The sequence below is a fragment of the Pseudoalteromonas sp. SG43-1 genome (genome assembly GCF_014164415.1).
GTDB lineage: Bacteria > Pseudomonadota > Gammaproteobacteria > Enterobacterales > Alteromonadaceae > Pseudoalteromonas > Pseudoalteromonas distincta.
In genome coordinates, this window is record NZ_JACJFD010000041.1 from 1 (window position 1) to 25,819 (window position 25,819).

The 25,819-nt window shown below is 37.0% G+C and carries 23 protein-coding genes and 1 pseudogene; 8 read left to right on the top strand and 16 right to left on the bottom strand.

Annotated elements, in window-relative coordinates:
- Nucleotides 1–215: 215 nt before the first annotated feature.
- Genes H5159_RS19665 through rph form a run of 3 tightly spaced genes read right to left on the bottom strand, consistent with a single transcriptional unit; the run spans nucleotide 216 to nucleotide 2,029 of the window.
- Nucleotides 216–596 (bottom strand): diacylglycerol kinase, encoded by a 381-nt coding sequence (locus H5159_RS19665; RefSeq protein WP_182734849.1) that lies wholly within the window; start codon nucleotides 594–596, stop codon nucleotides 216–218.
- A gap of 56 nt (nucleotides 597–652) precedes the next feature.
- The gene (gene pyrE, locus H5159_RS19670) at nucleotides 653–1,297 is read right to left on the bottom strand and encodes an orotate phosphoribosyltransferase (protein ID WP_182780885.1); all 645 of its coding nucleotides are present in this window, start codon (nucleotides 1,295–1,297) and stop codon (nucleotides 653–655) included.
- Between the two features lie 18 nt (nucleotides 1,298–1,315).
- Nucleotides 1,316–2,029 (bottom strand): ribonuclease PH, encoded by a 714-nt coding sequence (rph, locus tag H5159_RS19675; RefSeq protein ID WP_002958890.1) that lies wholly within the window; start codon nucleotides 2,027–2,029, stop codon nucleotides 1,316–1,318.
- 179 nt (nucleotides 2,030–2,208) lie between these two features.
- Here rph and H5159_RS19680 point away from each other — a divergent pair, with 179 nt between their 5' ends.
- From H5159_RS19680 to H5159_RS19715, 8 genes are all read left to right on the top strand, one after another.
- Entirely contained in the window at nucleotides 2,209–3,069 is an 861-nt protein-coding gene (locus H5159_RS19680; RefSeq protein ID WP_166115063.1) for a YicC/YloC family endoribonuclease, read from the top strand.
- 180 nt (nucleotides 3,070–3,249) lie between these two features.
- On the top strand, nucleotides 3,250–4,500 hold the full coding sequence (locus H5159_RS19685) for a site-specific integrase (RefSeq protein WP_182780886.1): 1,251 nt from the start codon (nucleotides 3,250–3,252) through the stop codon (nucleotides 4,498–4,500).
- Nucleotides 4,493–5,239 carry a hypothetical protein gene (locus tag H5159_RS19690; protein WP_182780887.1) on the top strand — a complete coding sequence of 249 codons (747 nt, stop codon included), beginning with the start codon at nucleotides 4,493–4,495 and terminating at the stop codon, nucleotides 5,237–5,239. Before H5159_RS19685 ends, H5159_RS19690 begins: the two co-directional genes overlap by 8 nt.
- A 102-nt stretch (nucleotides 5,240–5,341) precedes the next feature.
- Nucleotides 5,342–5,575 carry an AlpA family transcriptional regulator gene (locus tag H5159_RS19695; protein WP_182749890.1) on the top strand — a complete coding sequence of 78 codons (234 nt, stop codon included), beginning with the start codon at nucleotides 5,342–5,344 and terminating at the stop codon, nucleotides 5,573–5,575.
- Nucleotides 5,572–5,799: an AlpA family transcriptional regulator gene (locus tag H5159_RS19700; protein ID WP_182780888.1), complete on the top strand. Its 228-nt coding sequence runs from the start codon at nucleotides 5,572–5,574 to the stop codon at nucleotides 5,797–5,799. Before H5159_RS19695 ends, H5159_RS19700 begins: the two co-directional genes overlap by 4 nt.
- A 197-nt stretch (nucleotides 5,800–5,996) precedes the next feature.
- Nucleotides 5,997–6,902, top strand: coding sequence for an inovirus-type Gp2 protein (locus tag H5159_RS19705; protein WP_182780889.1), 906 nt, complete (start codon nucleotides 5,997–5,999; stop codon nucleotides 6,900–6,902).
- A gap of 151 nt (nucleotides 6,903–7,053) precedes the next feature.
- Nucleotides 7,054–7,602 carry an HGGxSTG domain-containing protein gene (locus tag H5159_RS19710; RefSeq protein ID WP_182780890.1) on the top strand — a complete coding sequence of 183 codons (549 nt, stop codon included), beginning with the start codon at nucleotides 7,054–7,056 and terminating at the stop codon, nucleotides 7,600–7,602.
- Nucleotides 7,603–7,682: 80 nt separating this feature from the next.
- The gene (locus H5159_RS19715; RefSeq protein ID WP_182780891.1) at nucleotides 7,683–8,918 is read left to right on the top strand and encodes a hypothetical protein; all 1,236 of its coding nucleotides are present in this window, start codon (nucleotides 7,683–7,685) and stop codon (nucleotides 8,916–8,918) included.
- Nucleotides 8,919–8,949: 31 nt separating this feature from the next.
- Here the strand turns inward: H5159_RS19715 and H5159_RS21120 are convergent, their stop codons facing one another.
- From H5159_RS21120 to H5159_RS19775, 13 genes and pseudogenes are all read right to left on the bottom strand, one after another.
- A complete protein-coding gene (locus H5159_RS21120; protein ID WP_259399131.1) occupies nucleotides 8,950–9,075 on the bottom strand; it encodes a hypothetical protein in 126 nt (41 codons plus the stop codon).
- A 1-nt stretch (nucleotide 9,076) separates the two neighbouring features.
- Nucleotides 9,077–9,226 (bottom strand): hypothetical protein, encoded by a 150-nt coding sequence (locus H5159_RS19720; protein WP_167330986.1) that lies wholly within the window; start codon nucleotides 9,224–9,226, stop codon nucleotides 9,077–9,079.
- Nucleotides 9,227–9,354: 128 nt separating this feature from the next.
- The gene (locus H5159_RS19725; RefSeq protein WP_182780892.1) at nucleotides 9,355–10,674 is read right to left on the bottom strand and encodes an McrC family protein; all 1,320 of its coding nucleotides are present in this window, start codon (nucleotides 10,672–10,674) and stop codon (nucleotides 9,355–9,357) included.
- Nucleotides 10,661–13,384: an AAA family ATPase gene (locus tag H5159_RS21125; protein ID WP_182780893.1), complete on the bottom strand. Its 2,724-nt coding sequence runs from the start codon at nucleotides 13,382–13,384 to the stop codon at nucleotides 10,661–10,663. Before H5159_RS21125 ends, H5159_RS19725 begins: the two co-directional genes overlap by 14 nt.
- Before the next feature lie 20 nt (nucleotides 13,385–13,404).
- Nucleotides 13,405–14,469, bottom strand: a complete 1,065-nt coding sequence (locus H5159_RS19735) for a hypothetical protein (RefSeq protein ID WP_182780894.1) — start codon at nucleotides 14,467–14,469, stop codon at nucleotides 13,405–13,407.
- Nucleotides 14,469–15,971, bottom strand: a complete 1,503-nt coding sequence (locus H5159_RS19740; RefSeq protein ID WP_182780895.1) for an AAA family ATPase — start codon at nucleotides 15,969–15,971, stop codon at nucleotides 14,469–14,471. The genes H5159_RS19735 and H5159_RS19740 overlap by 1 nt, the downstream gene beginning before the upstream one ends.
- Nucleotides 15,971–17,572 carry a restriction endonuclease subunit S gene (locus tag H5159_RS19745; protein ID WP_182780896.1) on the bottom strand — a complete coding sequence of 534 codons (1,602 nt, stop codon included), beginning with the start codon at nucleotides 17,570–17,572 and terminating at the stop codon, nucleotides 15,971–15,973. The genes H5159_RS19740 and H5159_RS19745 overlap by 1 nt, the downstream gene beginning before the upstream one ends.
- Nucleotides 17,569–19,077, bottom strand: coding sequence for an N-6 DNA methylase (locus H5159_RS19750; RefSeq protein ID WP_182780897.1), 1,509 nt, complete (start codon nucleotides 19,075–19,077; stop codon nucleotides 17,569–17,571). The genes H5159_RS19745 and H5159_RS19750 overlap by 4 nt, the downstream gene beginning before the upstream one ends.
- A gap of 61 nt (nucleotides 19,078–19,138) precedes the next feature.
- Nucleotides 19,139–22,543, bottom strand: coding sequence for a type I restriction-modification system endonuclease (gene hsdR, locus H5159_RS19755; RefSeq protein WP_259399132.1), 3,405 nt, complete (start codon nucleotides 22,541–22,543; stop codon nucleotides 19,139–19,141).
- A gap of 133 nt (nucleotides 22,544–22,676) precedes the next feature.
- Nucleotides 22,677–23,570, bottom strand: coding sequence for an Abi family protein (locus H5159_RS19760; RefSeq protein ID WP_182780899.1), 894 nt, complete (start codon nucleotides 23,568–23,570; stop codon nucleotides 22,677–22,679).
- Nucleotides 23,571–23,750: 180 nt separating this feature from the next.
- On the bottom strand, nucleotides 23,751–24,338 hold the full coding sequence (locus H5159_RS19765; protein WP_182780900.1) for a hypothetical protein: 588 nt from the start codon (nucleotides 24,336–24,338) through the stop codon (nucleotides 23,751–23,753).
- Nucleotides 24,338–25,042 (bottom strand): AHH domain-containing protein, encoded by a 705-nt coding sequence (locus H5159_RS19770; RefSeq protein WP_182780901.1) that lies wholly within the window; start codon nucleotides 25,040–25,042, stop codon nucleotides 24,338–24,340. Before H5159_RS19770 ends, H5159_RS19765 begins: the two co-directional genes overlap by 1 nt.
- A 647-nt stretch (nucleotides 25,043–25,689) precedes the next feature.
- Nucleotides 25,690–25,819, bottom strand: a pseudogene (locus H5159_RS19775) (elongation factor Tu); the annotation flags it as partial.

A 25,819-nucleotide genomic window follows, 5' to 3' on the forward strand; every position in this document is an offset into this window, starting at 1 on the left:
CTGAGTTGTTCGTGCCTCGCTATGCGTTGCTGTTTCCCGTCTCAGTGGGGTCGCATTATAGGGAGATCCGAAAACAGATCAACCCTTTTTTGAAGAAAACTTGAAATAATGTGCTGTTCGCTGAGAATTTGAGCTAAACACGTTAAAAATACAACATAACCATCAAATTATTAACAACTAACGGGGTTCAAACCTATTTTATATTAGAAGTAGAGTTAAACGATCTTCATATAGAGGCTTACACCCCAGATGATCAATACGATCGTTAATGAAAGTGTTACGGCTGCAGATCCCATATCTTTGGCCCTACCTGACAATACATGTAACTCTGTACTTACTCGATCTGTTAATGCTTCAATGGCGGAGTTTAGTAATTCAACTATTAATATAATAAGCAGTGAGCTAATTAGTATGGCCCAGTGTAATAATGATGAAGCAAGCCAAAATGAAGTGGGGAATAATATAAGGCTTAGTAATAGCTCTTGTCTAAATGCGGCTTCTTCCTTAAATGCTGCTTTAAAGCCTAGGTAGGAACAATAAGTCGCTTTGAAAACGCGTTTGAGGCCTAAGCCATTTGGTTTAAGTATATCTTTCATTAAAAAACTCTATGAATGAAGGTCAAAATAAAGCCCCGCAGTGCGAGGCTTTTTATTTATGCTACACCGTATTGATCACGGTAAGCTTTAACTGAGGCTAAATGCTCATCCATTGTGCCTTGGCTTTCAAGGTAACTGATAAGATCAGCTAATTTTACAATAGAAATTACTTTGGTATTAAAGTCGCGCTCAACTTCTTGAATAGCTGATAACTCGGCTTTACCTTTTTCTTGGCGATCTAATGCTATTAAAACGCCACTAAGGTCTGCATCATTTTGTGCAATAATTTCCATGGACTCACGAATAGCGGTACCTGCGGTAATTACATCATCAACTAGCATTATTTTGCCATTGAGCTCTGAGCCTACTAACGTACCACCTTCACCGTGTGCTTTTTTCTCTTTACGGTTAAAACAGTACGGTACATCTTTATCATGGTGATCTGCTAATGCAACTGCCGTAGTTGTCGCTATTGGAATACCTTTATAAGCAGGACCAAATAATACATCATACTCTATCGATGAATCTTCCAATGCTGCAGCATAGAAGCGACCTAAACGCGCTAAATCACGACCAGTGTTAAATAAGCCAGCATTAAAAAAGTACGGACTTGTTCGCCCTGACTTTAAAGTAAACTCACCAAACTTTAATACCTGCTTCTCTAGAGCAAATTCTATAAACTCTTTTTGATAATCTTTCATATCTAGTGGCCTACCTATTTATGCTAATGCTTGCTTTTGTACGTCAATGATTTCACGTATAGAGTGTTTGGCTAAAGTAAGTAATTCATCCAGCTCATCAAACGAGAAAGGTTCACCTTCGGCTGTACCTTGAATTTCAATAATTTTACCTGTCTCAGTTAAAATTACGTTCATATCAGTCTCAGCAGCTGAATCTTCTATATACTCTAAATCGCTAATTGCTTGACCTTTGTATATGCCTACAGAAATAGCCGCAATCATATGCTTAAGTGGGTTTGAGTTAATCATACCTTTAGCACGCATATGCGTTAGTGCATCAACTAGTGCAACACATGCGCCACTTATAGAAGCAGTACGTGTACCACCATCTGCTTGAATAACATCACAGTCGATAGTAATCGTGTTTTCACCAAGGGCTTTTAAATCAACAGCCGCACGAAGTGCACGTGCAATTAAGCGTTGAATTTCCATAGTACGACCGCCCTGCTTACCACGTGCAGCTTCACGCGCATTACGTGTATGCGTTGCTCGCGGTAACATACCGTATTCAGCATTGATCCAACCCTTACCTTGGCCTTTCATGAAACGAGGAACGCCCGATTCAACAGTAGCTGTACAAAGTACTTTGGTGTTACCAAACTCAACAAGTACTGAGCCTTCAGCATGCAAAGTATAATTACGTGTAAATGTAACAGGTCTAATTTGGTTAGGTGTTCTTTCGCTTGGACGCATTGACGATCCCCTTAATTCAGAATTTGCGACATTATAAGTGTATGTGGGTATAGATACCATGCTGATTTAAATAAATAGCTGTATGCAAAATATTCAGTGTAATAAATTTTCCCTAGAGCTTATGCAGTGTTACGGTATAATCATCGTAATATTGTATTTATTAATTTAGGAAAATATCCATGATCCACAGTATGACAGCTTATGCGCGTCGCGAAATAAAAGGCGATTGGGGAACTGGCACTTGGGAAGTTCGTTCAGTGAACCAGCGTTACCTTGAAACATTTATTCGCGCACCAGAGCAATTTCGTGGCATGGAGCCAGTTATTCGTGAGCGTTTACGCAAACACTTACAACGCGGTAAAGTTGAGGTCTTTTTAAAGTTTGTAGCAAATCCAGCCCATGTTGGTGAGCTATCAATTAACCAAGCCCTTGCTGAGCAATTGATAAATAGCGCTAAATGGGTTCAACAACAAAGTAATGGCGATATTAATCCTGTTGATATATTGCGTTGGCCTGGTGTTATGGAAGCTGAAGAACTTGATATGGATAGCGTTAATACCGCACTAATTGTTGGTCTTGATCAAGTAATCGAAGATTTTAAATCAGCCCGTGGCGATGAAGGTGCAAACCTTGAAGAAATGATAGCAATCCGCCTTGATGCGATTTTAGAGCAAGTAGAAATTGTAGAAACGCATATGCCCGAGATTGCTAAGTGGCAACGTGAAAAGCTGGCTCAAAAGCTAGAAGACTTAACAGCAAACATTGACGAATCACGCCTTGAACAAGAACTTATTTACCTTGCGCAAAAACAAGATGTGGCTGAAGAATTAGATCGCTTAAAGTCTCACGTTAAAGAAACTAAAAAAATCCTTAAAAAAGGAGGTGCATGTGGCCGCCGCTTAGATTTTATGATGCAAGAATTTAATCGTGAAGCTAACACGCTAGCGTCTAAGTCTATCAATAGTGACATCACTACTGCAGCCGTAGAGCTAAAAGTACTAATTGAACAAATGCGTGAGCAGATCCAGAATATAGAATAGTGTTTTAGCCTGTTTCAACTTGTTTATAACCAATTAATAAGCCTAGATTTTTCTAGGCTTTTTGTTTTATACCGTTCATACTAGCCCCCTATTGTACGTGTCCAAGTGGTTACCATAGTGGTTACCAAACTACTTGGTAACCACTTTTGAAACCTTTGGTAACCATTTTTATATAACTCAATGAATGTAAAAGAGATCAAAGCCAAAATTAAAAATAGTACAACGCTAAGGTTTAGTGTTAGCGATGGATTGTATATAAAGCCTAATAAAGATAAGAAAAGTGGGGCATGGGAACTTCGTTATACTATGAATAAGAAACGCCACTTTATGACTTTAAAAGGGAGCAACTTTCCAGACAGGACTTTATCTGACGCTCGTATTGAAGCAGCCCTTATAAATCAAAAAATTAAGAATGGTGTAGACCCACTTGCTGAAAGAGTGAGGCAGGGACAAGAAACTATAATAACAATGAACGACCTATTCAATGACTGGTTTAAAGATAAAAGTAAGGAAATAGAAAGCTCTCATTTGCTCGAAAGACAATATAATAAAGATATAAAGCCATACATTGGTAAGCTCAAAATTGATGATGTAAATGCACGTGATATTAGAGCTATTATAAAAAATATTGCAAATGATGGGCGCCCCTCCATATCTTCAAAGTGCTTACACCTATGTAAAAACCTATTTAAGCATGCACATACACTTGACCTTACAAAGTCAAATCCTGCTGCAGCTTTTAGCCAAAAAGATGCGGGAGGCCAAAGTAAAAGTAGAGATCGAGTCCTAAGCCTACAAGAAATTGAAACTACATTTGATGTATTAAGAGAAAATTCGACTATTTTTACCAGAGATAACTATTTAGCGATGGTATTACTCCTAATATTTGGTAACCGTAAAACTGAGCTAACTCAGGCAAAATGGGATGAGTTTGATTTTAAAGAAAAGGTTTGGAATTTAGGTAAGCGGAATAAGAAAAAAAAATATATTCAAATTCCCATCGCTGACGAAGTTATACCTGTATTTGAAGAATTAAAAGTAAAATCTTGTGGCTCTGAGTATGTCTTCCCAGCAAGAAAAGTTAGTAAAAAAGGTCATATGTGCGAAAACACTTTAAATCATGCCTTAGCTAAAATGTTTGGTAAAAGTGTTAGTAAAAAGTCGTACCCTGACCTACTTGAGCCTAGAGGCATTAAGCACTTTACAATTCATGATTTAAGACGAACATGCCGTAGCTTATTAGCTGAACTTGGTTATGAAGGAAACGAGGTAACACGTTATCTAAATCATACTATTACTGGTGTTGCTGGCATTTATAACAGATATGACTATCTAGATGAACGAAGAAAGCTTGCAAGTATAATGGCAAATCAAATACTTCCTAGAGCCAAAATATCAATGGTATCTAAAGGAAATAATTTAAGTGAATAAATTCAAATTATTTCCAAAATGTACACCGCGAGAAAGTTTAAAGATTCAATCACAGCCATTTTTGGTACATGTTCAAGAGCTTGGTGAGATTGATGAGGATGATATTAATTATGCTCAGTTAGAAGAAATTGCTTCACCTATAGGCATTGAGAAGCCCAATTTAATAATATCCTCTATAAATAACTTACCAAAAGATGAGTTTGGCCAAGATATTATGTTATTGGAGAAAGAATCGATTAAGCGTAAAGCGATGCTGGTGGAGGACACTTTAAGAGCGCTTCCAGACAAGTCTAACGTAGATTACAAGTTTTGGCTTAATAAGCTAATGCATGAAATGTTTACGCTTGGCTCACGAGTGCAAGAGCATAATGACTTTGTAGAACATTTATATGCCTTAAGAGCCACAGAAAAGTATTCTAAAGACCGAACAATAGCAGGTGAGTCCTCACCTAAAAAGTATCAGTCTTTTATTGATCTTATCAATGTAATAGTAAGTGACATAAAACTACACACGCATATGTCTAAATGTAGTAGAGCGAATTTAGCAACGGCAATTGATGCTCTATTTTCTATAAATACTATTTCTCCTCCTTCACATAAAACGATTAAAACATATATTAACGATGCATATGGCTCTACCGCTAAAAAAGGTCGAAAGTCTAATTCTGCTCCATCCCTTAAGGAAGTTGAGGAGTGGGTGAAAACTAACTATAAAGATAAAATTCACTTAAAATCATAATGTTAAAATCTTTAATAAGCCCTTATCAAGCTAAGGGCTTATTAACCTATACGCAAATCAATAATATTCTCCCATCAACAATGATGAACCGGAGAAACCAATTTGAGCCAGCTAACAACACCAACAACGCAATTTACTGACCGCCTAGTCAGAGAAGCAGAAAGAGCCAAAATAACGGCAGTCTCTCGAACCAGCGCTTGGGCTTTAGAAAAAAAAGGCCTCTTTCCGAAAAGAAGAAAGCTTCATGCCGATAGCGACAGAGTTTGTTGGTTATTAAGCGAGCTTTTAGACTTTGTAAAATCTCGCGAAGTAATAAATATGGAGCGACCTCAATGAACGAGAAAAAGCTACCAGATCTTGCTATGTATATTGACGATGCTCGAATGATTAAAAAGCCTGAATTGCAAAAGCTTCTTAACATCAGTAGGTCAACACTTGGAAGGTGGATAAAGGCTGGCCATTTCCCCCCACCAGCTCATGTAATAAATGGGCGGTCCATGTGGCATTTTCAAGATTATAAAAATTGGCTATCTAATAAACACTCAAAAGCAGGTAAATAAACTGCTTTTTTTTGGCCTACTGATGACGCACTTTGAAACAAAATGTTCAGTAAAAACACGCTATTCAACAAACGAAAAACATATCTTAGTTATTATTTTAAAAGGGCTTTTATCTGTAAAGCGCCTATCCACTAATAGCGGATATTAAATAATATAAGAAAGATACCAATTAATAACTAAGGCAAATAGATATAACAATGACCTTTAAAATATCAACAACTAACTCAGTAAACTTTATATACAGAGACCATAGCTACAGAGTATTCAAACCAAAGACAAAAGGCCAAGATCTAAAAGCATTAACTAAAGTGTTTAAGCATTGTGAATTTATGCTTTCTCACTACTCTAAAGTACTCGTAGCAAGAATAGACCTAAGTACTAAATCTTATTCTATTAATAATCAGGCGTTCTTAAAATTTATTAAAAAACAGTTGTCGGTACTTACAAAACAATATAACTGCAAAGTAAGTTACATATGCGCTAGAGAGAGAAATACATCTTCAAATCATCATTATCATTTAGCTGTGTTGTTAAGCGGGCATAAAATAAATCATAGCAGTAAGTTAACCTACCAATTAAAGCATGCTTGGGAGTCTGAAGGCTTAGGCTCGGCCTCACTAGTCAAGCACCCATACTACCTAATGCACAGGGGTAATAAATTCAATATAGAACCAGCTCTATACCGCTTAAGTTATTTTACTAAACGTGCCACAAAAGAAGCTAACATTAAGGCTCATAGCTACTTATTTAGTAAACTTGAATACTCAACAGAGCACGTTGATAAACGCTTTAACGATATGCTACTCGTAAATTCAGCTATTACATACCAGCAAAATAAAGAAGCGGCTCTAATAAACCTAGATAACTCAGAGGCTGGTGGTATCAAGTTACTAAAAAGGTTATCAGCTATAAGCAGTACACAGCTAATACAATCTAAACTTCATCGCTCATTGCAGTACAGCGATCACCCTAATCAAGTTAATAACGCTGAAGTACCTTTGCAGCACTCTAAGAACCGAAGTATACACATGCAAAGTGATCGATCACCTTACGTGCACAGACAACATAAAGCACTATTAAGTGTTCGCTTTACGCGGCATTAAAATATCATAACCCATTGATTTATATATTTACTCTTTGATGGTAAGCATATAAACATTCGATTTTAAAAACTTTAAAGAAAATAGATTTTCAAAAAACAAACCCTATGAACCGAAAGTTCACCGAGCATGATCGATCATAAAAAGGCAAAAAATGAGTAAGTTTGATTTAGACAGTCTACCCAAGTGCGGGGCCAAAACACGTTCAGGTAATCCCTGCAAGCGCCTAGGCAACAAGCGAAATGGTCGATGTAAATTGCATGGAGGTCGCTCTACAGGTGCAAAAACAACCGAGGGTAAACTTGCTGTACGAACCAATCCAGTTAAAAATGGTTTTGGATGGAACCTAATGAAAGGCTATGACCCCGTATTAATAGAAGACTCACTTAAAGCATACATTCAATTATGCGATATAGTTGAGCTAAAAGGCATCAACAATAGAAAAGTAAACGAACTAGTAGCACGACACAAGGTAGCATTAGAATGCTTTAAATATCGTATTTGTGAATACTATGGCGAAAAGGCCTTTATTATTGTTCAATCTGCACTTGATGCATACTACAAAGATACTGATAGTCAGCATCTTCATTTTCATATACATACCGAGGTTGTCAAAGCCCCCTACTTCCACCAGCAAATGAGTGAAGCAAAAAAACAGTTTTTACTTATAAAAAAAGGGGTTTTATCTAAAAGCTTCCTATGAAGCAGCAAATCATTGAATTTTATAGGTAATAACGTAAAGTTTGTAAGAAGTTATATGGTTAGCTTAATAAAGGACTAAATATGCTCAAACCTAATGAAGGTAACAAATATATATTTAAAAATATTCATTTTAAAAGTGTGTACCTACCCCCTCTAAATGAAGTCGCCCAGCTATTACACTTACCAAGTAACATTAGTGGCATGATTACTCATGCCCAATCATTTTATGATTCTGACTTGTCTGTCAGTCAGAGCTCTATATTTCATTTATCAAGTCGAGGAGTAGGTAAACCAACATTTAAAAAAATTTATACATGGTTTAAATCTCTCTCTCCGAATATAAATGAGGTGTTCAACCTCAAAGTATATAAAAAAACAACTAGAGCGATGAAGGTTACCTCTAACGCGAGTACCTACTACTCATGCATATATGGATTTAACGCCAGTAAAAAAAGTAACAATAACGACAATGAATTAAACCTAGTAATAGATTGGTTAGAAGCTCGATCTCAGTTTGATTACTTAATGATGAGTGAAATACATAACAAAGCGAAATCAAAAAGTATTGATAAAAAAAGCCCAAAAGATATTTGGCAATTACAAAAACCATACTGGCAATCTCATAGCTTAGTGCCTAGCCATCAACTCACTATCTTCGATGGATTTTTCAACTCAGATAAAAAGAGAGAGAATTATACAAATGAAGATGCTCTAGCTCTTGCTGAGGCAACGTACCACTTAACATTTGATTTCTATTTATCTGCCATTGCCAACTATGAAGTAGGTCTTCACTCATACTACCGTAGAATAGATGAAAATTATAAACCCAAAAAAGGCACTAGCTTTTTTACAAATGTGCTTAATACACTAATTGAGTCCGATGAATCTAATGGCTGTTTCGACTCAGTGCTAATAGAGCTAAAAGAGCTCGTATCCTCAAACGACAAACCAATGACTTGGAGAAGGCTGGCTAGCTTTGTCCCTCTTGAAAAGTCTCAATCAGATTACACCGAAAGCGGAGAATCTTTAAATGATAGGCAATACAAACAACTAAAAGATTGGCGTAATGGTAAAAACTTACCTTCATTTTTAAGGTTAGAAAAATTTATTAAAGCTATTTTCGCTAGTCACGGCAATTACGACTCGTTAGCTATGCTCATGTATTTTAGAATTAGTCGAGGTATAGACACAAAAATACAAGAATGCTTTGAGCAAACTCATAGTGAAAAAGTGATACCAATTTTCAAGACTGTGATTGGTCAGTACCCGTCCTATTTCGAACACTTTACAGATAAATTAAATAAAGCAGCTACGTGATTACACAGCTGCTTTTATTTAAAGCTTGAACCTAATATTCATCGTCCAAAAGGTCTTCCCAGTCATCAGGGCGTTCATCTTCACCTCGGCTTTGCCAATAAGCGTCATGCTCTGGGTTTAACTGTTGTGAGCGGTTGTCATCATCATGTTGAGCCATATTATTTTTTCCCTTGTTGATTTTTGTTTGCTGCTCTAGCTGCACGAGCAGCAAAACCATTTGAATCAACACCACCACCATTTTGTTTTGCTTCATTTCTTTGTATACGGGCCAAAGCATCGGTAGTCATAGGGGTTTCTTTCTTTGTCATTTTATATCTCCAAAAAGTAAAATTTATTGCTAGGTGCTCCTAACAACGGGGAGAATAATGCCAAAGTAAATTGAGGCTGTGGTGGGGGGGAAAGAGTGTAAATTTAAATTTATTTAAAAAAGTTATGTTTAAGTGCTAGCAGCGGTAACATCTTCAGAACTATAACGAGTAAAATCAATAAAGCAATTATCGCTCTCTAAGTCATATGGCACAACTTTAAGCTTCAAATTTTCATGATAATGAAAGTCATCTAAAGGTGATTTAAAATCATCATACTTAGGATAAACCAAATATAGCTCACCGTTGCCCTGCAAGTATTTTTCACCATATGCGAATAACTGGTAAATGTCAGATTGGTTTAAATTATATTTATCTGTGGCATTTCCTAGTGCCTCATTTAAGCGCTTCCATTTTGTATCTATCACAGTCACTATTAATCTGGCTTTATCGTAAACAACAATATCTGGTTCTAACCTAAACCATTTATCACCTTTATGCTCAACCAAACCGAAAGTAGAGGGTTGCTCTTTTAAACGTAAAGCTGGTGGTAGTTGTTTAGCTAACTGGTTAGCTACATAACGCTCAAATAATTTTTCCATTGGAAATAGGAAAGAAATTCCTTTGTGATTACCAATCATAGCTATAGGAGACTTATAACTAAGAATTAACTCACACCATGGTTTAAGTGGGCGATAGTGCGCAATACTACGGTCAGTCTTCCAGTTTCTAAAATCGTTTGATATATTTTTTGATTCATCAATCTCATTGAATACAAACAATAGCTCTCTCGCTAAACGCTGATTAGCGCTAGATTTTGACCACTTTAGAACCAATTTTAGGGATGAGTGTATTAACCTGTTCTCAGCTCTATTGGATGTGAAAACATCGTGAGAAACATGAAAGTGATGATTACGCCCCGGTCGTTGCCTAAGTTGTTTCGCTACTAGCAGCTGACCTTTTAAATAAGTCGATTCTCGCTCTACTCGTTGATATTCATTTCGTATGCCTTGCTTTACCAATTTAGATACTGCATTTAAAAAATGGCTAATAAGCAATTCATACAAAGGTTGCTTTAATACCTCTAAATGCGATTGTTGAAACTCTTGTAATTTTAATTTTTCAACACTCGCTAGCATCTTCATTAATACTTTGCGTGAGTTATCAGGGCTGCTGTCTTGAGTAGATATTTTAGGTAAAATTTCAATTCTGGTTTTACAAGGAGTTTCTAGTACGCCAACAAAGTTCACAACTTGTAACGCAATCGATTTCCCATGACGTTTTACTTTAACTAGTTCGCGCTGCTTTTCATTATTACTAACACCATTAACTAACAGCCACTCAAAAGCGCTCTGGGGAATTGAGTGGCAATCAATACTGCAATCACCACCACCGTTAATTAAAAGCGCATACTCTCTAACAATTACATCATTAACCTTAGAACGCTTCATAAACACCCATATACGCTTCAGGGTTGTTTAACGCCTGAATATTGCGCTTATAGGGTATTATCCCCTCCTGCTTCCATTCAGCGCCCATGAGCTCAGCAATAGAAGTGTCAGTGAACTTTTCTTCTATAAATTTCAAGCTAGCATCTGTTTTTAAGTGATCACCTAACACTTGGCCTACACGTTCCCAGTCCTCAAAAAAGTATTCTTCAAGTAAAGGAAGTATTTCTAGCTCAAATATTTTTGCTAATCGCTCAATTGTTGGCTCATCTTTTAAAGGTAAAAAGAAGCTATGCCCAATGGTATGTTCACGATCATATAAAAGCTCTATTCGTTGATTAATGGTTTCTAGCAATTTTGCTATTTCAACTCCATCAACTTCAACATCATTGAGTAACTCATGATTTGGCATCATCTCCACAAATTCAAAGCGGCGGCGTAATGCAATATCCACCTGTGCCAGCGACTTATCAGCCGTGTTCATAGTGCCAATAATATGTAAATTTGAAGGGACTGCTAAAGGTTCTTTTGAATAAGGCAATTTCACCGATAATGACTCGGAGCCACCAGCACGCTTGCTAGGTTCGATTAATGTAATCAATTCACCAAAAATATTAGAGATATTACCTCGGTTAATTTCATCAATAATCAACACTCGTTTTTCTGAGTTATTAAACGCTTTATCTTTAATACCATGATTTACAATTGCCTCAACTAAAGGCGCAAGTACATTTGGATATCCGTTAACAATATATTTTTCCATTTCAGTACTAGTGTTCCAGTCGAATACTTTTTTAGAACGGATATCACTAATAGAAGCTTTACCTTGTTTAACCAAATGCACAAGTTCGTCAACAATAACTCGCGGCATTGGAAGCAGAGCACCATTAGGCTTTCTCAAGCTAATAATCTCGCTTGTTATACCTTCAACCATATAAGTTGAAACTTTAGATCCCACAGCCAACGACGGAATTGAGTCACTATTTAAATCATCACCAGAAAGTAGCTCTTTAAGTTTGTCTCTTATAAGCACTGGCTCTCGTAATCTATACAGAGTCATCTGAGATAAATTCTTAGTAAATAACTCATCAACGGGTAACGAAGGTTCGTAAACTCGATGCCAAATCACTTCCCGTTTTTGAGAGTAACTTTCATCATCTATAGCTGAAGGTGTGAATTCATAATCGCCTATGATTTCGGCTATCGCTCTAAACTTACGGTTACCATCCGATACAATAATCAGATCACCAATCGCCATGACATTCTTAAAGTTATGGACAGAAGTAACTCTGTAATCATTACTTTCATTTTCTATATAAATACCGTAAACATTGTATGTACCTACTATCGACTTTCTGTCTTTTGAAGAGCTAAAATCAATATTGCCGCCATAACCTAATAAAACATAATTATTCTCAATACATTGTTGATATATGTATGCATCATCTCCTTGAGTGTCACCTAAAGACATTTTCCAAACTTTCCGTCCAGTTACATCTACGGGACGCTTTTGCTGAGATATAACGGTATGAGCATTACCAGCATCACACATACGCTTAAAAATACCATCTTCAATTTCATAGCTTATCTGATGGGCTTCGTTACTATTGGCTTTTAAGCCCTCAACAAAGTCTTCATAGCTAAAGCTCTGGTGAAATGTAACAAAGCCTATGCGGTTTTTTTCCATAAGCTCATCAAAACGAGCTTTAATTTTAGTGCGGTCATTTTTGTGTTGAGCTAAAAAGTCAGGCTCGACTATTTCAAGCGCTTTATTTATTGTGTTGTAGGTTTTACCTGTACCCGGTGGCCCATAAAGTATTTGGTTTAAACTGCTGGTGGTATTGTTAATTGTTTTTTCCACTGTGTAGCCCTCTTTAGGTTCTTGCACATCTTTAGCAGTATTTGCTTCTGTATTCTTCCATTTACTTTTTAGCGGCTCAATATAGTAATCAAGCTCCGTTGCGCCAAGCTCTTGTTCAAATTCTTTACGCAGCTTTAAAAGCGCAGCATCTCTTTCACTGCATTTCATTTTGTTGTATTGGGATTTAGTTAGGCCAGCTAGAGTGACAAGTATTGAGCATCTATCGGTATTACCGAATATACGTTCATTAAAATCAGGGAAGAATAAAAACAACAGCATATGACGCAGTTGGCGGTTTTCATTATCAGGGACTTGCTCTAACCACTGGGCAAATTTAATGTGGTTATTTAATAGTGCTTCTTTTTCAGATTGATTCAGTTTTAAAAATAACTCTGTGAAGCGAATTAAATACACTAACTCGCGCCAACGCATTGTATTGTAAGCCGTACCTGAGCTACCAACACCTGTAAGCGCATTGTCAGATAAATAACGCTCTTTTGTGGCCTCATCTATTTTGTAGCCACTCCAAGCAAATACACGCTCAACACTCCCGCGCTTTGATGCAGCACCTGTATTACTTGGGCATAAAAACATTAACCACAGCATTTCAGCTGCAAGTAGTTTTGCATTAGCCGAGGCATCTGCTAGCTGAGTTTCAAGCTTTGTAAAAAAGTCGCCCTCACCTGCATCAGGGTTATCTACAAAATACTTAGTTAATTCTTCACAGTATTCACTTGTCCAAATAACAGCATCAGTTAATAGAGATTTGCCTTCAATTAAACAGTTTTTCTTAAACTCATTTGTGTTTTTTAATAGGTGTATTGAATTTCTGTTTCCGCAAAATTTAGCCATAAATTAAATTCCCTAATAATTTATAAATCCGCGTTAAATGGCAACATATACTTACCTATGAAGGCATCATCAGCAGAACGTGCTACAAATACAAAAAATGATTGTTTTAAAAACGATGTTGGAGCTAACTTCTTCTTGTATAACTTACGTTCATCTCTTGCGTTCAATAACATAAACTTTTTAAAATCAAGAATTGTATTAAACTTTTCCTTTCTTCTAATTAATGCAGCTAAAATCCATTCATCGTATTCTTGTGCAAGCGCATTTTTATATCTTTTAGTTATGCCGTAAACACGATCCCAATTTTCAACCTTTTCTTTATCTGTAAGTATCTTTTCCTTAACTTCCACATTCCAATCATTAGGCCTTTTACTACAGTTATTTTTTAGACTCACTTTTAATATAATCCCACCGACCTTACCATAAGGGTAGAAAGCCTCTTTGCGGTCGGTTCCATCATAAAGAACATCTAACATTTTTTTATAGTCTTGGTTACATTCAGAGCATGTAGGAATTAAATTCCACATGTTCGCTGCAGCAAATGGGTACTTACCTTTATACAAATAATGATCGAGGTCTTCTCTGCGAGAGCCAAATTTGTTTTTATAGCGGTTCAAGCCACAAAAAGGACATATACTTCCATTTAATTCGATAAAATCACTATAAAATCTATGAGTAGGCTTTTTATCACAATTGGCCTTTTTAAAAGGAGATAAATTCAATTTAGTCGTATAACAGTTAAGCATGAAGTCATTTAATTTCTTACCTTGTCTGTCTCCCCAAGTAATATGGTCTTCTGGTATGAATCTTTTTTCCAAACACAGAGCTTCAATCGAATTGTTGTTTATGAATTGACTATATAACTGCTGCTTTTTCACTTTTTGTTTTGGAAGGTCAGCCCTTAAATTCTCTAATGTCTCTTTAAAACTCTTACCATGACCATTGATATATCTCGTTGAAAATATTGTAGGAAAAATGCCATCATCAAAATTTAAATTACATACATAATCGTAAAAAAAGTTATTTAACAAATCCTGCATTTGAAAGCACGGGTGCCCCTCTACAACCTTTAATGCATATAACATTATTCAGTACTCTCACCAAAATCTAAATGATGACCATCTCTTAAAATAGCTTCGTACAAGTCCCTTTTATAAGGAGATTCAGCAAATAGTGATAAAGCTAACTTCATTTTTTCTACATCTTTTGATTTCAATATCTGTTTAATTGATTCTTTGGAATGTTCAGCTATTGGGCTAATTACTTCAAATAGCTCCTTTAACAAGCTATCAAATGTACCGCCATAAGTTTCTTTTCTTGGCTGTGAACAAGTTATTTTACCATTTTGCTTTTTAAATATAGTTACATTTCTACTTTTGCATGCAGAGACAAGATATGGTGAATGTGTTGATATTAAAAACTCTGAGCTTTTCTGTTTGGGTGTAAGTAAGTCATCCATAGCCAATACAAATTTAGCTCGCCATGCTGGATTGAAATGACTTTCAGGCTCATCCAATAAAAAAATTGAATCTTCCCGTGAAAAATAAACTAATGATGTGAAAACCTGAATAAACTGATGCTCGCCATCACTTAAATTTAAATAGTTCGTCTCTGCAATTGGGTTTTTAATAAGTACTCTTAGCTCATTTTCAGGAATATCAAATACTCTATGGATCTTACTCTTGCTACTGGAAATTAAATTTAAGCTATATAGTTCGTAAAGCTCTTCATAAAAATCTTGAGCTGTCTTAAATTCGTTAATAAAAGCATTTTTACTTTCCTCACAAAGAAAGAAGTCCATTTCATAAATGCGCTCTTTATTCTCATCATTGCTATTAACCATTAACGCACAGCGCTGTAACTTCTCTAGCACTCTTTCCATTCGTTGTGAGAGAACTATGCGCCCGGAATCTGTGTCAATTACTATTTGAAAAGATTGTAGTTTTTCTAAATTAATAAACTTGGAAAAATTCTTTACTAATTTTTTTGATGAATTTACAGTTGGTAAAAAATCACGACCATCCGAACCTGAGAATATAAAAGCGGTTAATAAAAGGATTTTTGTAGAATCTCTATCTAAAAAAAGTGTCCTAGAAAGCTCCCTGCTACCAGTTCTACCATCGCTAACATCTTTAAGTACTCGTCTAAACTCACGCTCACGTAGCTCATGAAATAACTGACTTATTGTTTCATTGCTTCCGGATGAATAACCAATAATGTTAGAAGGCATAACAAATGAAAGTTCTTGGGGCTCCAATACGTTACCATCAGCTTTCACCAGTAGAGACTTGCCGGCTTCCCCTTCTATTATGACATTCTTGTATTTTCTAGAAGGTAATAACTGATATTCAAGACAAAAATGAGCTTTTGTTATAGGTTTGGCTTTACGTGTATTTCGCCATAATCTGTCTAACTCAAAGAAAATTGAAGCTAATATCTCAAGTAACTTAGATTTACCAGAACCATTTAATCCGACAAAACACAGTGGTTCTAAAACTTTTGAAGATATACGGTCGTTATCAAAATTAAACTCATAAGCCTGTAATTCATTTCTAGGTTCTCGATAAGAAAGACTAATTAATTTCATTATGATTTTACCAACCGTAAAGCATAGTCACCGCTCTTAGCGTCCCAACTTTCAACCTCAAATAAAGGCTCATTTATACCGGGGACGCCTTTTAACAAATTCATTATTAATTTTTTTAATTCAACATATCCCCCCTTAAACTCGGTCAATGAACTGAACTGTTCTACGCTGAACGTAGCACCTTGAAGAGATATTTGAGCTTTATGTATTTCAGCTTGATACTTTGCTCGTAAGGTATCATTAGTGTCAGAGGCTTCAGATGTTAAATTAGCTTTAGAACTATTTCCGTCACTATCAGAGCCTTTTACCTCTTCAACTTTTTCTTTTTTGATATTGGGAGATGGCTTTTTCTTTGGTTTATCAGTAACTGACTTTCTTATACGCTTGAGCAGCTTGTCAGCTGATTCATCATTTGAATCTTGCGGCACTAATTCACCACGAAATGCTTTAGCCAGTAGTGACTGCGTTAACCTATAAACTTTCACATTCGAATCTCTGTAGTTTTTTTCTACTGCTTCAGCTAAGGCAAACAATGAGTGTACTCGGCGAACGATTTCACTTTGCTCAGCTTTTGTAGGTAATAATATTGGCATCAATTTCATCGATCCAACGTTAAAATGTTGCTGAGCAACTCCAACTTGATTATCTTTTACATTTTTTTGAGCTACAGATGAGTTCATGTAAATACAACCGAACTCTGGTATAAGTTTTTCATTTGGACGAACAATTACTAAATCAGAGCAATTTGCGTCTCCAAGATCATTAGGAATTACACAAGTAGTACCCGGTGCCCCAGAGCGAACAACCGCCAGATCCCCAGCTTCTAATCGTGACTTATATATTTTTTCATGGAACTCTGTTGAAATATATAAGAGGTTTTTTGAGTCAAACCTAAAAGCTCTTACATTCTGTGATCTTAAAAACTTAACCCCTTCACTTTGGTATTTATCAGACATTTTACCAACAAAACCCACTGTTATTTCACGGCTTAACTCGGAAAAAACAGTCTCTTCCCATCCCGATAAAGTAATGTCATTTTCCTCTCGCCACTCTTTAGTTAAATCTCCTGACGTAGCCGCGATCAGAACTGATTGTCGAAAGCGTTTTAAGATTGTTGGAATTTTATCGAGTCGTGATTGGGCTTTATTTACTTTAGCTAAGATTGAGTCGAGTTTATCTGCGATGCGAATTTGTTCGTTTAATGGAGCAACTCTAAACATGGTTTCTTTGAGATATTTGAAATGTCTTGAGTAACCACGATCTTTAATTTCAGCATTTTTCAACTGATAGAAAAAAAACTTTTCATACAGATAATCATTGGGCACCAAAACTTTTGTGCCATCAGCACCCGGAACAAAATTAAAATCAACCCACTTAACCACACGAGTATGATCACCAAAAACACAAACGGGTTTTTCTACTTTTATTACACATTGCTCATCATCGAAATAACCAGCAATAAAATTTGCACCTTGATCAATAACAGGAAATTCACCTGCTCCTTTAGTATCTTTACTTTTAACTTTGATTTTACTGGTAGGTATTTGCGTAAAAGTATCTCCGCAACTTATTTCAGCCCACCCTTTAGGCAACTCACTCACAATATAGCCTCATCCGTTTCTTCAGCAGAGCCAAGCTCTACTAAAATAGCTTGCAACTCGTGTATGGCGCCTGCCATTTCTTCTAAGGCTTCATTAATCAATACATCAGGCTCCGGTAGGTTATTGCTGTCTTCTGTTTTGTCATCTCTGATCCATGCTAAATCGAGTGAGTCATCATTTTTAGCAATGTCTTCGCGACTAAAACAACGTAGGCGGCAAGTATCAATATTGCCAATTTCACTACCATGTTGATGGTTTTTAATAAACGAGTGGCGCGCAGCTTCATCTACTTGTGTTAAGTCGCTACCAACCGCTTGATAGAACTCATCAAAATGCGCTTGCGTTAATACTGTGCGTTTACCAAACTGCGGCATGTTAGCGCGCATGTCGTACACCCACACATTTTTGGTTTGGCCTTTATCTTGTTTTACATCAGTTGGCTTTGAGAAAAACAATACATTAGTTTTTACGCCTGCCGCGTAAAAAATCCCTGTTGGTAGGCGTAAAATGGTATGTAAATTACACTTTTCCATTAAGTCTTTACGTATTGTTTGCCCTGTAGAGCCTTCAAATAAGACATTATCAGGTAATACAACAGCTGCACGACCGCCCGGTTTAAGCATGCGTAAATACATTAGGTGCAAAAAGGCGAGCTGCTTGTTACTGGTGTAAGTGATTAAATCGTCACGTGTTGGTACGCCGCCCCCTTGTTTTGTGCCAAATGGTGGGTTAGCTAAAATAAGGCTTGCTGGTGGCAGTGCTTTACCTTCGTTTGATAGAGTATCACCATATAAAATGCCTGAACTATCATCATCTACCGCGAGGTCATGTAGCATTAAATTCATCATTGCTAAGCGACGAGTATCTGGTACTAGCTCCATACCATAAAAGGTATTATGCTGGTATTTATCGTATGCGTCGGGCTCTAGGGCTTCTATATCATTATGTTGTTTTAAATAATGATGGGCGCTAATTAAAAAGCCCCCTGTTCCCGCTGTTGGGTCAACAATAACGTCGTCAAGGTTTGGCTTCATCAGCTCAACCATGGCGTTAATAAGCACGCGAGGCGTAAAGTATTGCCCTGCACCTGATTTTTTCTCGCCTGCGTTAATTTCTAGTAAGCCTTCGTACATATCGCCAAGGCCTTCGGTTTTGGCGCTGTACCAATCAAGCTTATCGATTTCGCTTACTAGCTTATTAAGTGTGACAGGCTTACGTATTACTGTACTGGCATTAGCATAAATTGCTTTAGTTATTGTGGTGCCGTGCGAGCCTAAGTGGATCAGTAATTTTTTATACTCTTCTAATCGTGTTGCACTGTCATAATGCTCTAAGTCGGCCCAGCGGTAGCCTTCAGGAATGTTGTTATCTGTGCCTGTTTCGTCAACCATTTTAAGAAACACTAAATACGTGAGCTCATTAATATATTCATGGTATGTAACCCCGTCGTCTCGGAGTAAGTTACATAGATTCCATAGTTTTGCGACTAAGTCTTGGGTGCTCATGTTTTTACCTAATTAAGTTAATACTGCTAAAAAAGTTTTTGCTTAAGTGATCAACCTAACACTAAGCTGATTGATTCGTGGTTTGCCACAGTGTTTGATTAAACATGTGCAGTACTTCAGCAATGGGTTGTTCAAATAATTTATTAGCGCGCTTTATACCGCCTTGGTGTTTAAAAATACCTTGGTCAAGCGCCGCTTCATCTACAATGGTGGTGGCCTTCATTTGTTTGGCTATAGTATTGAGCCATTGTATTTGTGGTGTTTTCCAGCTTTGACTGGCTAATATTTTAGCTAGTGCGTTATCTACACGTTGTTCAAACGGAATAAGCGCTTCGCCTATAGCCGCTTGCCTAATAAACCCGATAATACGTGCAGCGATGTCTTCGTTTTTAACTTCGCTCCACGCCACTTGTAGATCTTGTTCTCTAAAGTGGTTTTGTTCAAGCACTAAAGCAAGTTCTTTTAGGTTTTGGCGGGTTAATTCCCATGGTGCTTGCACAACTGTTTGAATAGCGAGCAAGCGGTTGCTATTGGCATTTACAAAGTCGTTAAAGGCGCGCAAATAATCATCTGGTTTTTGCCCATCACCATAGCCCGTAGTGATGTTTGTAAACTCATCTTCATGATCAGATATATACACAGGTTTAGTGCCACCAGCTACGCCTTGAATTTTACTATCAAGAATTTCACCTAAACCGGGATGCTCTATAAACCATTTAGCTACTTGCTCAGCAGGTTGTGCTTTTAAATTTTTAATGAATTGTTGTGGTGATTGCCCTGTTATGGTCTCGAACTTGTCACTTTGTTCAGGCGTTAAGTGGCGACGCTTAACTTGTAATTTAGCGATAAATTGATTTTTGGCTAATGCTTGTAAGTCTTCACTTTTGCTGTGCGCCATTTCTTGCTCTAGCTCACTAAAAGTAATATCTACATTAGTGACTACAGGCTTCATGCTGTTTACTTTTTCTAACTGCTTGTAGATATCTACAGCATCATAGATTTTAAACGGACCTTTACTTATTTCGGGACATAAACGTGTGGCGCGACCAAGCATTTGTTCAAATAAAATACGGCTATTTACACGGCGTAAAAAGACCAAATTACATATTTTTGGCACATCAACACCAGTGGTTAGTAAGTCTACCGTTACGGCTATATTTGGTAGGCGGTCGTTTTTAAACGAGCGTATTTTATCAAGCGGTTTATCTGTAGCGCCTGTAATTTTTTGAATTGCGTCGTCTTCGACTTCACCGTGGTAATCTTCACATGCCTGCTTAAAAGCTTCGACCACTTCGTCTGCGTGTTTATCTGTTACACAAAATACTAATGTTTTAGCCTCTGAGTATGGATCGATAGAATCGCTTTCGATAAGCCACTTTGTGACTGTTTTTGTGAAACTAGGAGCTATTACTTTACGGTTGAACTCTGCTACTTCAAAGTCGAGTTCATCAGGAGTGTTAAATGTTTTTATATCACTATTTTCAGCATCATATACTTTAACCTCTTCATTAATTTTATAATGAATTCCCATCTCAGAGAGCTTGGTATTGATACGTACAGGCGGTAAATGATCATTCAAATGCCCGTCAACTACTGCCTCTGTATAGCTATAACTAAATACGGGCTCACCAAATATGTCTACTGTATGTAGCGCAGGCGTTGCTGTTAGGCCTATTTTGAACGCATCAAAGTAATCAATGACTGAGCGGTATTTAGATTGGTAATCTTTTTGGTCTCTGAATAATAACTCTGTATCGCTGAGCTCTCTATCAAGCAAGTAACCACGATGGCATTCATCCACTACTATACAATCGTACTGACCTACACCGGGCTTGGTATCGTTATCGCTCGGATATAAAATACGTTTAACTAAACCTTGCACCGTTGCTACATGCACTTTGGTTCCGTCATCTGGCTTTTTATCACCTAGCTCCATAAGCTCGAAGGTATCAGCAAATGTTTGGAGTTGCTCCATTCTCACTTCTTTAAAGTCAGTTGCAGCTTGCTCACCTAATGCTGAGCGGTCAACTAAAAATAACACGCGGCGAAAACGCTCTGCTTTAAGCAATCTATAAACTAAAGCTATACAGGTTTTTGTTTTACCTGTACCTGTTGCCATAGCAACCAACGCACGGTCTTTTCCTTCTTTAATTGTTTGCTCTACTGCTTCAATGGCATCAACTTGGTAGTCTCTTAATTTAAGGTCGTAATCAAAGTCCATCGCATCGAGCTTTTGCTCTGCTTGCTGAGTGGTTTGCTTTAAATAGCCTTTTATTTCGTGTGGTGAATACCAGCCTTTAAGTGCTTTACGCCTATGAGCGTTATCCCGCACATCTAAAAACCAAATACCGCTTTCTTGCTCTAATTGCTTTAAGTAAGGTCGCCCATTAGTAGCAAACGTAAGAGGTACTTTAAAATCGCCCCATACCGCATCTAATTCGAATGACGGATTAGGCTCTAAGTCTTTGGCATAGCGTTTTGCTTGGTCGATTGCACCGTAAACGTTTTTAGCTGACTTTTTAGCCTCTACGACAGCAACAGGTGTAAGGCCCATAAATAAAATATAATCAGCAGGCCCTGATTTAGTTGGCCACTCTGCAATTGCTCTATTCTCGTTTACGACTGGCCTTGCGCCTTTTGAATATTTTAAGTTAACGCTATCCACTATCCAACCAGCAGCTGCTAACTGCTCATCGATAAGTACACGTGTTTCACTTTCATTTAGCTGAAACGCAGACTTTTCAACTCGCTGGATTTCTTGCTGCTGTGCTTGTTTATCTTTAGCATTAAACTGAGCCATATACATGATATTGGCTTTAATCATTTTATCTCTATACTCAGCTAGCAATGCTTCTTGCTCAGTAGCTATTTGTTCCCACGTTTGGCTATCTGTAAGCATTTGCTCAGAACGCTTTCGCTCGGCAGCGGCTTTTTCAGCTTCGATTTGCTTTAACTGCTCTGCAATTTTTAGACGTTCGGTTGACCTTTGACGTTCAACTTCAAGTTCATATAATTTCTCTTCAAGCTCTCTTACTTCTATAGATGGATCTTGAGGTTTAACGAATGGCGTAAATACAAACCCTTTTGCTGCTTTGCCACCATACAGCTTGTGATACCACACAGACAAAGCATGGCCTAACTGCATAGACTTTAAAGCATCTCGGTGGCTACTTGAGGTAAAATCGTGATTTGCGGTGTTACCTAATTTGCGAATAACATGGAAGGCATCTTTAATTCGTTCGTCGAGCTTTAGGGTGTAATCAAGCTCTCTTAATAGATCTACTTGCTTAACATCTTGACCAAAATCAACACCAACTCGCGCAGCGACATTTTGAGCCAAAGCTTCACCTAACTGGCGCATTTTAACTAGGGTTGTGTTTGGATCTGGGGCAAAACAGCGTTCAGCCGTTTGAGCTAAACGAAGTAGTAATTCGTCATGGTGTTTTAAAAAATCAAAGTTACTCAAATCGCTTCCCATCTCAACAGCCTAACTAATCCTTATGTGTATCAATCGATACTACCAAAGAAAATTATTACTGTGCAAAATAAAAACTAAATAAAGCGATATTACAGCTGGTTATAACCAAATTAGAGCGTAGTTATTTAATGCTATTCCAGATAGGTAACTCTTGCCAGTTTTTAGGAAAGCCCATTTCTGTTACGTCTATATTGTAAGTATCAATTAAGCTGGCTAACTTTTGCTTCCAATGGTGGTTAGGGCTAATTAAATCCATAAAGTAAGCACACATAACTAGTGTGTTGTATAGCTGCTTAGTTGTATCACTAAAGCTATTAAGTAAAACTTTATCGCCATTGGTTGGCAGCTTCATGGTGAACGTAAAATCTCGATTGTATAAACGGCAGTGGTGAGCACAAATATTACGCACCGTGGTTATGTGGTGTAAAAAAGATGAAAGTATTGTTTCTTTTACTTTATATGAATCTGCAATATCATTTTTCAGTGCTCGACGCGCTATTGCATCATAGCCTCTCGAAAGCCAACCAAAGCTCATTACTTCAGCAACTATCCAAATAGCTGGTGTTTGCTCTTTGTATTTGTAGCTTTGCTTTTTTATATTGGTATCTGAGGTTCGTTGAATTTCAGCACAAATATTACTGATGAAGTCCTCGTGATTAAACTTAGTTATGAAAGCAGTAGGCTCTAAATGTGCATGTGAGCCATGCTTTTTTGCTAAGTGGTATGCCCATTGAGTTCGCAGAGAAACTTCTATTCGTTCAATGGCGTCAAGTAGTAACAGCCTTAGCTCTCTATCAAAAGAGTACAAATTCAAAACTTGTTCAAATGTAGTATCAGACTTGAAAGTATGGTTTTGATGATCTTCAATAAATGCCCACCAATAAGTGCCTAGCCTATAATAATTGATATGACTAAGATAAAAGGCAGCTGATTCCTTATTATTAATTACTAGACCACGCTTTTCTAGAAGCTCGACTTGCTTTTCAAACGTTATGGGGGCTTTTGAGAACTGCATGAAGGTTAAATCCTTTTATCATGCTATAGAAATAATTAACCCCTCGCAGGGCGCTGAGCTTACGGGTAGCGGGAGGGGTGTTGTTACGCGTAATTATAGAGCTTAAAAGTATAATTTCAAGACATTTGTATATACCTAAGAAATATACTTGAGTGATAAAAACACTTTATAAATATAAAATCACACAAACGGATCTAACAAGTCTTCGTCAAATACTAAACCTTTGAGGTTGTTACTTTGGATAATATTTTTAAACTCATCAGTACAATAAACTTTTTGAGCGCCTTCTAGCTTAGACTTAAATAATAACTTATTTTGTACATCATCTTGCTCAAAGTTAAGTAACTCTAAACCGTCTTCAAAGCCATCTTCATACTTAGTCAAACACATGTCTTTTTGCTCTTGTCCGAAGGTAAGCAAATTAAACAACATCATGTTATTGCCTTCAGCTTTAACGGGTAAAAACTCTCCAAAACTTGCTAAACGCTCTTTCAATAACTCATATACTGGCATCTTCATTATTAAAAAATGACCTAAGCGCGATATACCATAGTCTTGTTTTTTAGCTTTACCAAAATAATCAAAGTTTAACCCCTCGGGCCATAGGTGACTAAATTCGATATTATTTAGCGAGGATGACATAAACATCCTTAGTACAATATCTGTATCAAGGTCGTTATTTTTTGAAATTATTTCTGAGAGCTCAACAATATCAAGGTCGATTACGTCGTATGTGTAAGCTTCGTTTTTAATTTGATATACAGTCACTATAAAGCCTTCCAGTTTTCATCTTTTGGTTCAAGCAAACCTGCAGGTACAGTACCCGTTTTTATTTTAACTTTAACCGTTTTCAGCCTATTCAAAAATAAAGCTTTAGGCGTAGCCGCATTACCAAAGTTAGTGTTAATCCATGTCTCATAGTTATATCTGTGTAGCTTTCGATGAGGCGGCGAAGCTGGGCTATCCCAGTTCTGGTCTTTATTTTTTTCAAAGTTAATTAACCATACACCGTTAATGGGATCGTTAATACCAACTCCATGCAGGTGAAGGTTAAGCCTTGTTTGTAACATATTCGCTGATTGGTATTGCCCAGTACCACAAATAATATGGTGAGCCTCGTGCAGCTTAGTTGGTTTAGGTTCCCCTATTGCAGCCAAGTGACGGGCAAGCTTTTGTGTTGGATGATGCTTTGCTTGTTTTAATTGCGTGACTGTAGAGCTTGCACTTAGCTCTCGGTATTCTTTTAAATTTGTTTGTAAGCGAGCGTGAGCTGTAATTCTCTCTTTCTCTTTTTGCAAATGATTAAAGTCACGAGCCATCTTATTTTTAAGATCTTCACTCGCCTTCCCTTTTTGAGCTATTCGCTTGTTATGGAACTCTTTAGCTTTTAACTCATAGTTATAAATAGCCATTTCTAATGGTGAAGGATTTTGAGGTCTCTCGGGATGAGGGTATGCGTGCATAGGTTTCATAAAACACTCTTCCTTGATTATTTAGTTATGTTTGGGTGTATAATACAAAAACTAAACAGTTTATCAATTTTTATGTATCTTATTCGGTACTGATTTAAGCTTATTTCCTCTTTAGTAAAATAAACCCTATTTATCAGAAACCGACTCCAAGCGGTTACCATACCGGTTACCATACCGGTTACCAAATACAGAAAAAACACCCTAAAAACCAGCTAAAGCACTGATAAATATAATATTAAAAAGTTTATTCTATATTCAGATCCAAAATGTTGAATAGTTTTCAGCTAAGTATGACACATTCATAACTTATCAAAACCCGAGCTTAGCTCGGGTTTTTAGTAATACCACTAATAATACTTTGAGTATTGTTACCAAGTATCTTCACCTAAGGTTAAAGCGGCATCTTATACCAATCCGTAATAATACTTAATCATTTTGCGGGGCTAAACGTGTCGCTACCTGTGTTAAAAAATTCTCAATTAGAACAACTAAATAGCGAATTTTTTGGCTAGCTATCCACACGTTTTTCCATCCTCAAAATAGATCACTTAATTAAGCGTATTGGTATTAAATCGTACTTTATTTTAGACATTAAAAAGCCCGAGACTAAGCTCGGGCTTTTTGGTAATAATTAGCTAGGCTAATAATTACGCTACGATAGTTGCTACAACACCAGCACCTACAGTACGACCACCTTCACGGATAGCAAAACGAAGACCTTCATCCATCGCGATTGGTGCGATTAGAGTTACTGTCATCTTGATGTTATCACCAGGC